The sequence below is a fragment of the Desulfocurvus sp. genome (assembly GCF_023230885.1).
Lineage (GTDB): Bacteria > Desulfobacterota > Desulfovibrionia > Desulfovibrionales > Desulfovibrionaceae > Desulfocurvus.
The window spans coordinates 1-9,197 of sequence record NZ_JALNWM010000134.1; the positions used below are offsets into that span (position 1 = coordinate 1).

Annotated in this window: 7 protein-coding genes; 2 read left to right on the forward strand and 5 right to left on the reverse strand. The window is 74.2% G+C overall.

The genetic code is table 11. From position 1 onward, the window contains the following. Window positions 1-270 precede the first annotated feature (270 nt). The 3 genes from M0P34_RS10360 to M0P34_RS10370 are packed head-to-tail and all read right to left on the reverse strand — an operon-like array spanning window position 271 to window position 3,105. Window positions 271-933, reverse strand: a complete 663-nt coding sequence (locus M0P34_RS10360) for an LUD domain-containing protein (protein WP_291498841.1) — start codon at window positions 931-933, stop codon at window positions 271-273. After that, window positions 926-2,380, reverse strand: a complete 1,455-nt coding sequence (locus M0P34_RS10365) for a lactate utilization protein B (protein ID WP_291498842.1) — start codon at window positions 2,378-2,380, stop codon at window positions 926-928. The genes M0P34_RS10360 and M0P34_RS10365 overlap by 8 nt, the downstream gene beginning before the upstream one ends. Then, a complete protein-coding gene (locus tag M0P34_RS10370; protein ID WP_291498843.1) occupies window positions 2,377-3,105 on the reverse strand; it encodes a (Fe-S)-binding protein in 729 nt (242 codons plus the stop codon). The genes M0P34_RS10365 and M0P34_RS10370 overlap by 4 nt, the downstream gene beginning before the upstream one ends. A 217-nt stretch (window positions 3,106-3,322) precedes the next feature. On the opposite strand from M0P34_RS10370, the gene M0P34_RS10375 reads away from it, so the two are divergent. After that, complete coding sequence (locus M0P34_RS10375) at window positions 3,323-5,752, forward strand: methyl-accepting chemotaxis protein (protein WP_291498844.1); 2,430 nt, start codon at window positions 3,323-3,325, stop codon at window positions 5,750-5,752. A 172-nt stretch (window positions 5,753-5,924) separates the two neighbouring features. Continuing rightward, window positions 5,925-6,314 carry a hypothetical protein gene (locus M0P34_RS10380; RefSeq protein WP_291498845.1) on the forward strand — a complete coding sequence of 130 codons (390 nt, stop codon included), beginning with the start codon at window positions 5,925-5,927 and terminating at the stop codon, window positions 6,312-6,314. 48 nt (window positions 6,315-6,362) lie between these two features. Here the strand turns inward: M0P34_RS10380 and M0P34_RS10385 are convergent, their stop codons facing one another. Together M0P34_RS10385 and M0P34_RS10390 are read right to left on the reverse strand one after the other, a co-directional pair. After that, entirely contained in the window at window positions 6,363-8,648 is a 2,286-nt protein-coding gene (locus tag M0P34_RS10385) for a type IA DNA topoisomerase (protein WP_291498846.1), read from the reverse strand. Window positions 8,649-8,800: 152 nt separating this feature from the next. Beyond that, window positions 8,801-9,197 (reverse strand): tail fiber assembly protein (locus tag M0P34_RS10390; RefSeq protein WP_366062472.1); only part of this gene is annotated, 397 nt, incomplete at its 5' end.

Sequence of the window (9,197 nt, forward strand, 5' to 3'; positions counted from 1 at the left end):
ATAGGCTTGTCCAGGGCATGGATATCCCCTTCAATGCGCGTCAGTTCGCTGCGGACGCTATCCGCCTTGCGTTCCATTTCCGTTTTCAGCCGCACCAAGTCTTTTATAGTATCGTCTTTCAGCATCTTTGGATGCTACACGACTAAAGACAAAAATCCAGGTCCCGCGTTGTACGTTTGATACATAATACCGCTTTTGGCGCCAGAAAAAGTCTCCCCCGCCCCCCTCTCTCGCCGCCGTTGCCTGCCCTGCGCCCCGCCTGCCGCCGGGTTACTGCGCCGCCACGGCCACCACCACCGCCCGCACGGGGCCGTGGACGCCCTTGACGACGACCATTTCGATGTCGCCGGTGGAGCTGGGGCCGGTGATGGCGTGCAGGGCCGAGGGCGGGCGGCCCTGGACGTCGGCCAGGGAGCGCAGGAGGGGCGCGAGGTTGGCGATGCCGGGCACGGTGCGTCCGGGGGGCACCACGGCGAGGTGGGTCTCGGGCAGCAGGGAGGTGCTGCGCGGGGTGTCGGCCCCGGCGGCCACGAGGATGGACCCGGACTCGGCCAGCAGGCCCAGGGCGGAGGTGATGCCGATATCGGCGCGGGCGAGGTCGCGTATGGATTCCTCGCGGGCGGGGATGACCTCTATGCCCCGGGCGGCGCACAGGGCGGGCAGGTCCAGGGGCGCGAGGTCGGGATGGTTCCAGAACGTGGCGCTGCGCACGTCCAGTTCGCGCAGCAGGTCGGCCACGGCGGCGCGGGCCTGGGCCCAGTCGGCCACGGGCAGCAGGCGCACGCCGCAGCGGGCGCAGGCGGCGGCCAGGGCCTGGGGGTCGGCAGGCCCGAAGGCGGCGTCGGCCCCCGGCCGGGGCGCCGGGCCGGGGTCGGGGCAGTCGGTGAGTGCCAGGCGCAGGGCCATGAGGATTTCGCTGCGGGCGTCAGCCATTGGAATCCTCCAGAGAGCGCCGCAGGGCGGGCCAGCGGGCGGAGAAGGGCCTGCGCAGGCGCGGGGGGCGGCGGCTGCGGGCCCACAGGGTGATGGCCGTGCCCACGCCGGGCATGCGCCGGGCCAGGAGCAGGCCCGGGTCCAGGACGCGGGCGGCGGCGGCGGCGGCGCGCCACAGCCCCGGGCGCGTTGCCAGCCGGGCGAAGGCGGCGGCGGCGCGGGGACCCAGGGGTGCCAGGCCGGCGGTTTCCGGGGCGTTTGCCGCTCGGCGGCGCAGCTCCAGGAGCAGGGTCGGGTGGTCGATGCGCACGGGGCAGACCGAGGCGCAGGCGCCGCAGGTGGTGCAGGCGAAGGGCAGCTCGGCCAGGGTGGCGGCCTCGGGGGCGCCCTGGGCGCGGGCCAGCAGCGGCGCCAGCAGCGAGCCCATGGGCCCGCAATAGGCCGAGCCGTAGCTGTGTCCGCCCACATGGGCGTAGACCGGGCAGACATTGATGCACGCGCCGCAGCGCACGCAGGCCAACACGTCACGCATGGCGGGATCGGCCACCAGGGCCGAGCGGCCGTTGTCCAGGAGCACGAGGTGGAAGACGCGGGCGCCGTCGGCCTCGCCCGGGCGGCGCGGGCCGGAAAGGATCGAGGTGTACGAGGACAGGGTCTGCCCGGTGCAACTGCGCGGCAGCACGGCCAGCAGGGCGGCCATGTCGTCCAGCGTGGCCACGACCTTCTCGATGCTCATCACCGCCACATGCACGCGCGGCAGTGTGGTGCTCATGCGGATGTTGCCCTCGTTCTCCACGAGGACGACGCTGCCTGTTTCGGCCACGGCCATGTTGGCACCGGTGATGCCCATATCCGCGGCGAGGAAGCGTGCGCGCAGGGCCCGGCGGGCCATGAGGGTCAACTCGGGGATGTCGTCGGACAGGGGCTCGCCCAGGTGCTTGTGGAACAGCTCGGAGACCTCGCGGCGGTTCTTGTGCATGGCCGGGGCCACGATATGCGAGGGTTTTTCGTCCGCGAGCTGGACTATCCATTCGCCCAGGTCCGTCTCCACCGCCTCCACGCCCCGGGCGGCCAGGGCGGCGTTGAGGCCGGTCTCCTCGGTGACCATGGACTTGCCCTTGACGGCCAGGCGCACGCCTTCGGCGGCGGCGATGCGCGCCACGATCTCGTTGGCCTCGGCGCCGGTGCGCGCCCAGTGGACATGGCCGCCCGCAGCCACCACGTTGTGCTCCAGGCGCTCCAGGAGCACGGGCAGGGAGCGCAGGCAGCGGCGGCGGACCTCGGCGGCGCGGTGGCGCAGGGCTTCGAATTCGGCCGGGGCAAGCAGGGCCAGCCCCCGGGCGCGGTTGCCGCGAAACACGGCCACGGCGCTCTTCAGGGTGGCGCGCAGGCGCCGGTCGGCCAGGGCGGCGGCGGCGGCGGCACGAAAGGGCGTGGAGCCGGTCATGGGGCCTCCGAGGCCAGGATCTGGGCGATGTGCAGGGCGGGCAGGGCCAGGCCGCGCCGTTGCAGCCCGCCGCGCAGGTGCAGCAGGCAGCTCGGCTCGGCGGCGGTCAGGGCCGTGGGCGCGGCGGCCAGCAGGGCGGCGAGCTTGTCGTCCAGCAGGGCGGCGGACACGTCCTCGAACTGCACGGCGAACGGCCCGCCGAAGCCGCAGCACTGGTCGGCGTCCTCGACCTCGGCCAGGGTCAGTCCGTCCACGGCGCGCAACAGGGCCAGCGGCTCGGCGCGCACGCCCAGGGCCCGGCCCACCTGGCAGGAATCGTGGTAGGCCACGCGGCCCGCGAAGCGGGCGCCCAGATCGGTGACACCCATGCGCCGGACCAGGAATTCGGTCAGTTCGAAGGTCCTTTGGCCCAGGGCCAGGGCCGAGGCGTGGGCGCCGGGGTCGTCGGCCAGCAGGGCGGGGTAGACCGCGCGGACCATATGCACGCACGAGCCCGAGGGCGCGACCACGGCCTCGGCGTCGGCGAACAGGTGCAGGAAACGCAAGGCCAGGGCGCGGGCCTGGTCGCCGTGGCCGGACTTGTACAACGGCTGGCCGCAGCATGTCTGGCCCCGGGGGCAGTCCACCCGGGCCCCCGCGCGGGCCAGGACGCGCGCGGCGGCCTCGCCCGCCTCGGGCATGAACTGGTCCACAAGGCAGGGGATGAAAAGATGCACATGTGTCATTGGCGCTCCAAGGCCCGCGAGTATGAACTCTTTGCGACTCAAGTCAACGCCCGGCGCGGGGCTCCGGGGCGGCGCGGCGCGGCAGGAGGCCGACAAAAAAGCCTTGCCCGCCAGCGGCGTCACGCAATCGTCACCCCGCCTTCACGGAAAATATGCCGCCGTGGACTACGGGATTGGCTGGCCGCAGGGCCGCCACCGCCACCCCCGAGGAGCCCCCATGACCCTGAAAATGAAGCTTGTGACCTTCAGCCTGCTGCTGTGCCTGGTGCCCGTGGCCGCGGTGGGCGCCTTCAGCGTGCACATGGCCGCGCGCGCCCTGGACGAGGCATCGCGCCAGCGGCTGACCTCGGTGCGCGACGCGCGGCTGCACGAGCTGGAGGCGCTGCTCGCGCGCTTTACACACGAGGCGACGCTCTACGCCGGGGTCAAGGAGGTCTACAACGCCCTGGGCATGCTGCGCGACCACGCCTGGGGCACGGCCCGGGCCGGGGTGCGCATGGACGTGGCCGATCCGGCCTTCGTGGATCTGCTGGGGTATGTGGGCGGGGCGTTCGCGCCCTTCGTGGAGGTGCTGGGCTTCGAGGACGCGCTGCTCATCGGCGATGACGGCCGGGTCTATTACAGTCACGCCCGGGGCCGCGACCTGGGCGAGGACGTGAAGGAGGGCGCCCTGCTGGCCGGCTCGAACCTGGCCCGGGCCTGGAGCGAGGCCCTGGCCGGGCGCACGGTACTGGTGGACGCCGCGCCCTACCCGGCCCTGGACGGCCGCCCGGCCATGTTCGTGGCCGCGCCCGTACGCTCGCACATCGGCGAGATCCAGGGCGCGGCGGTGCTGCGCCTGCCCCTTGGAGCCATCGACGCGGTCATGGCCGCCGGGGCCGAGGGCATGGGCGCCAGCGGCGAGAGCTATCTCGTGGGCCGGGACGGGCTGATGCGCTCGGCCTCGCGCCTGGATCCCGGAAACCGCACCGTGGCCGCCAGCTTCGCCGCCCCGGACCGGGGCCGCGTGGACACCGAGGCCGTGCGCCAAGCCCTGGCGGGCGAAGCCGACACGCGGATAATCGACGGCTACCTGGGCCGCCCGGTGCTCTCGGCTTTCGCGCCCCTGGAGGCCGGGGGCCTGGGCTGGGCCGTGGTGGCCGAGATGGGCACGGACGAGGCCTTCGCGCCGGTGCGCGCCCTGCGCTGGGCGGCGGTGGCGGCGGGGTTGGCCGTCTCGCTGCTGGCGGGGGCGGGCTCGCTGCTGTTCGTGCGCGTGGAGATCCTGCGGCCCCTGGAGGCCGTGCGCCGGTTCCTGGCCCGCGTGGGCGACGGGGACTTCGACGCCGCCCTGCGCGGGCGCTTCCGGGCCGAGATGGCCGCCCTGGCCGACGGGGTGCGGGCCATGTTCACCGAGGTCAAGAAGAAGCTCGGCTTCGCCCAGGGCGTGCTGGCCGGAGTGGCCGTGCCCTGCCTGGTGCTCGACCGCGAAGGCCGGATCACCTTCGTCAACGAGCGCCTGCTGCGCCTGCTGGGCAAGCCCGGCCTGCCCGAGGATTTTCCGGGCATGTGCGCGAGCGGATTCTTCCACGGCGCCGCCGGGCGCGACACCGTCTGCCTGGAGGCCCTGCGCGCGCAGGAGCGCCAGGAGCGCGAAGTCGAGCTGCCCGTCCCGGGGGGGCGGGTCACGGTCAGCGTCAGCGCCACGCCGGTCTATGACCTGGACGGCGCGCTGCTGGGCGTGTTCGCCCTGTACTTCGACCTGACGCCCATCCGCGAGCAGGAGCGTGCCGCCCTCGAGCAGGGCGGACGCATGGCCCGCACGGCGCGCGAGGCCGGTGACATCGCCGCCGGGGTTTCCCAGGCGGCCACGGAGCTCCTGCGCCAGGTCCGCGAGGCCGAGGCCGGCGCCCGGCGCCAGAACGAGCGGACCCTGACCACCGCGGCCAGCATGCAGCAGATGAGCGCCGCCACCGGCGACGTGGCCAAGAGCGCGGGGGCCGCCGCCCAGGGCGCCGACACGGCCCGGGCCAAGGCCCTGGAAGGCGACGCCGCCGTGGCCAGGGTCATCGCGTCCATCGAGCAGCTCCGCGAGCGGACCCGGACCCTGGACGCCGACATGCGCGAGCTGGGCGAACGCGCCGGGGACATCGGCCACGTCATCACCGTCATCGAGGACATCGCGGACCAGACCAACCTGCTGGCGCTGAACGCCGCCATCGAGGCCGCGCGGGCGGGCGACGCGGGCCGGGGCTTCGCCGTGGTGGCCGACGAGGTGCGCAAGCTGGCCGAAAAGACCATGAACGCCACCCGCGAGGTGACCGCCGCGGTGGACGGCATCAGGAAAAGCACGGCCGAAAGCGCCCGGGCCACGCGCGACGCCTTCGCGGCCGTGGGCGAAAGCACCGGGCTGGCGCGCCATTCCGGGGAAGCCCTGCGCGAGATCGTGGCCCTCGTCGAGGGCACGGCGCACCAGGTGCGGACCATCGCCGCCGCCAGCGAGGAACAGGCCGTGTCCGGCGAGGAGATCAGCCGCGCCGTGGAGGACGTGAGCGCCATCGCCCAGGACACCCTGGAGGAAATGGCCAACAGCGCAAGGATCATCGGCGGGCTGGAGGAGCAGGCCCGCAGGCTGCATGAGCTGGTCCGGGGCATCCGGACCAGCTAGGCGGCGCCTCCCGGGCGCCACCGCGAAACCGCCACGGACCGGCGGGACACGCCCGGCCGGGCGGCCCCCCGGGACCATGCGAGAATACAGGAATTCCCCTATTCCGCGCCCGGCGGGCGCGGGCTATAGCATGAAGCCAGAAGCGTCGCCGCCAGGCGACGGAATACGCGCCATGCTCCGCACAACCGTCATGCCCCTCCTGGCCGCCGCGCTGGTGGTCCTTTTCCTGGCGCAGCCCGCCCACTGCGGCAGCCTGACCCTGCGCAACGAATCCCCCGACGCCAGCTATTGCGTGGCCTTCGACCTGTGGGACGCCAGCGGCCCGGCCCGGCGCAGCCTGACCTGCGCCCCCGGCAACACCCAGACCTTCCAGGCGCCGCCCCTGCGGGCCATCGGCAAGCTTGCGGTCTACCGCCTGCCCGAGGGCGCCACCTGCGCCCACCCCCCGACCATCCCCGAGGCCCGGAACGACCCGGGATTCCTGCTGCCCCTGCGCAGCTACACGGTGCATGTGCTGCCCGACGGGACGGTGCGCATCACCGACCGCCGCGAACCGCGCTGAGCCCCCGGCTCCGCAGGCCGCCGTGCGCCGGGCCGCCGCCCCGGCCCCTCAGTCGCTGAAATCCAGCTCCACCCGCCCGCCCGCCAGGCGCAGATGCGCGTTGAAGGGTTTGCCCGCGCGCGAGACAAAGCGCGTGCGCCTGAAGGTCCGGCCCTTGGAAAGCAGGTCGCGCACCAGGGCCGCGCGCACCTCGCCGCCAAACAGCCGCCGGGGAATGGCGAAATCGCATTCGCCCGTGGCCGCGGCCTGGCACTCGAAGGCCCCGGCCCGTTCCACCACGCCCCGCCCGCACAGCGGGCAGGGCCCCAGGGGTTCCTCCGGCGCCCCGCCGGGCCGGGGGGGCTCCTCCAGGGGGAAGCCGTCACGATCCCTGACGCCCGGGCCGGGCGCGGAGGCGGCGGGAGCGGGGGCGGACGCGGGGGCGCCCTGGGCGACGGGGGCGGGCGGCGGGGCGGCGGGCGGCGGCGGGGCGGCGTCCAGGGGGAAGCCGTCGCGGTCCACCCCGGCGCCGAAGAGCCGGGCGTGCGGCACCAGGGGCGCGTCGCGCACGGCCTGCACCCCCTGGCCGACCGCCTGGCGGATGTCGCGCATGAAGGCCGGATAGGTGTCGCGGCCCTGCTCTATGTCCGCCAGGCGCTTTTCCCACTCCCCGGTCAGCTCGGGTGAAACCATCTGCGGCAGGTGGGCCTCCACCAGTTCCACGGCATGGCGCCCCGCGTCGGTGGCCACGAGCTTCTTGCCGTCCCGGGCCACATACTTGCGCGCGACCAGGGTCTCGATGATCTGGGCGCGGGTGGCCGGGGTACCCAGGCCGCGCTTCTTCATGGCCTCGCGCAGCTCGCCGTCCTCCACCAGCTTGCCCGCCGTCTCCATGGCGCCCAGCAGGGTGGCATCGGTGAAATGCGCCGGGGGCTTGGTCTGGTGGGCCCGGGCCTCCAGGGCTCTGGCGGCCACGGCCTGGCCCTTGCGCAGCCGGGGCAGGGGGTTGTCCGCCGCCGCGCGCCAGGGCTCGGCGGTCAGCCAGCCCAGCTCCTTGAAGACCTTGCCCGTGGCCTTGAAGCGCTGCCCGGCCACCTCGGCCCACACGGTGGAGGCCGAATACCTGGCCGGGGCCATGAACGCCGCGCAGAAACGGCGGCAGATCATCTCATAGACGCTCCACTCGTCGGCAGACAGGGCCTGGCGCGCGGCCCGGGCGGCGGTGGGGATGATGGCGTGGTGGTCGGTGACCTTGGCGTCGTTCACGCATTCGAAGCGCCGCGACCCGGCCTTGACGGCCTCGGCCGCGGCCTGGGCCTCGGCGGGGAAATGGGCGTAGGCCGCGCGCAGGGGCTCCAGGATCTCGGCGAACAGCTCGCGGGTCAGGTGCCGGGAGTCCGTACGCGGGTAGGTGATCAGCTTGCGCCGCTCGTAGAGCGCCTGGGCCACGGCCAGGGTGTCCTTGGCCGACAGGCCCAGGCGCGCGTTGGCCTCGCGCTGGAGGGTGGTCAGGTCGAAGGGCAGGGGCGGCTTCTGCTGGCGGGCGGCGCTTTCCACCGAGAGCACCACCCCAGGGCGCCCGGCGCAGCCCTCCACCACGGCATCGGCCTCCGCGCGCCGGTCGATACGCGTTTCCTTGTAGTCCGGCGGGGCGTGCCAAAGGGCGGCGAAAGCCTCCTCGCCGTGGGCCAGGGTGGCCTCCACGGTCCAGTAGTCGCGCGGGGCGAAGAGCTCGATCTCGCGGCGGCGGTCCACCAGCAGCTTGAGCACCGGGGTCTGCACCCGGCCCACGGTGATCAGCGAGCCGTCCTTGAGGGTGAACAACCGCGAGTAGTTCATGCCCACAAGCCAGTCGGCCTCGGCGCGGGCAAAGGCCGCCAGACCGAGGTTGCGCCGGGTTTCGGCGGGCTCGGTGCCCGCCAGGGCCTTCTTCAGGCCCTGCTCGGTCATGTCGCTGGCCCACAGGCGGCGCACGGGCTTGTCGCACCCGGCGAGCATGGCGATGCGCCGGAAGATCAGCTCGCCCTCGCGCCCGGCGTCGGTGGCGTTGATGATCGCGGTCACGTCCTCGCGCAGCATGAGCCCGCGCACGATCTCGTACTGCCGGGCCGACTCGGGCAGCACGGCCAGCCGGAAGCGCGCGGGGATCATGGGCAGCATGGCCATGCGCCAGCGCCCGGCCCAGGCCGGGTCCTGCTCACCGGGCTCGGCGATGCCGATGAGATGCCCCACGGCCCAGGTGACCACATAGCCCGGGCCGGAAATGCTGCCCGAGCCGCGCCCGGGCAGGCCCAGGACCTTGGCTATCTCGCGCCCCACGGAGGGCTTCTCGGCAACGACGAGGGTGACGGGCATGGCAGGCCCTGTCTACCAGGGCTTGGGCCCGGGGGGAAGGGCCGGGGGCCCGGCAAAAGCCGGGCCCCGGCCACGGGCCGCGCCCCGGGGGGGGCGGGAGGGCGGACAAGGGCGCCCGGGAAGGGGCGCCCGGCGGGAAAAGGCTGCGGCCCCTACCCCAGGGGCGGGGCGGGCCACTGCACCGCCCCCGGGAACCCCGGCTGCCCCGGCACGTCGCGCAGAGCCTGGCGGTACTCGGCCCAGGCCGCGCGCTGGGCGTTGTCCAGCGGCGCGTCGGGCAGCTGCGTCCAGTCGCAGGCGACCAGGCGCGCGTCGCGCTCGGCGCGCCGCGCGGCGGCCAGCTCCCCGGGGCCGGGCTCGGGCGCTGCGTCGGCCCAGCCCGGCGGCAGGGGGCCGAGCTCGGTGACGGTCGCGGGCTGGCCGTCCAGCCAGCCCCGGCGCCCCCGGTGGTCCTCCGCCAGGGTCCAGGCGGCGCCGGACCAGACGGCGGCCAGCCCCTGGGGCGCGGCGGGCGGGGCCAGGGTGGTGGCGTGGGCCGGGATGAGCCAG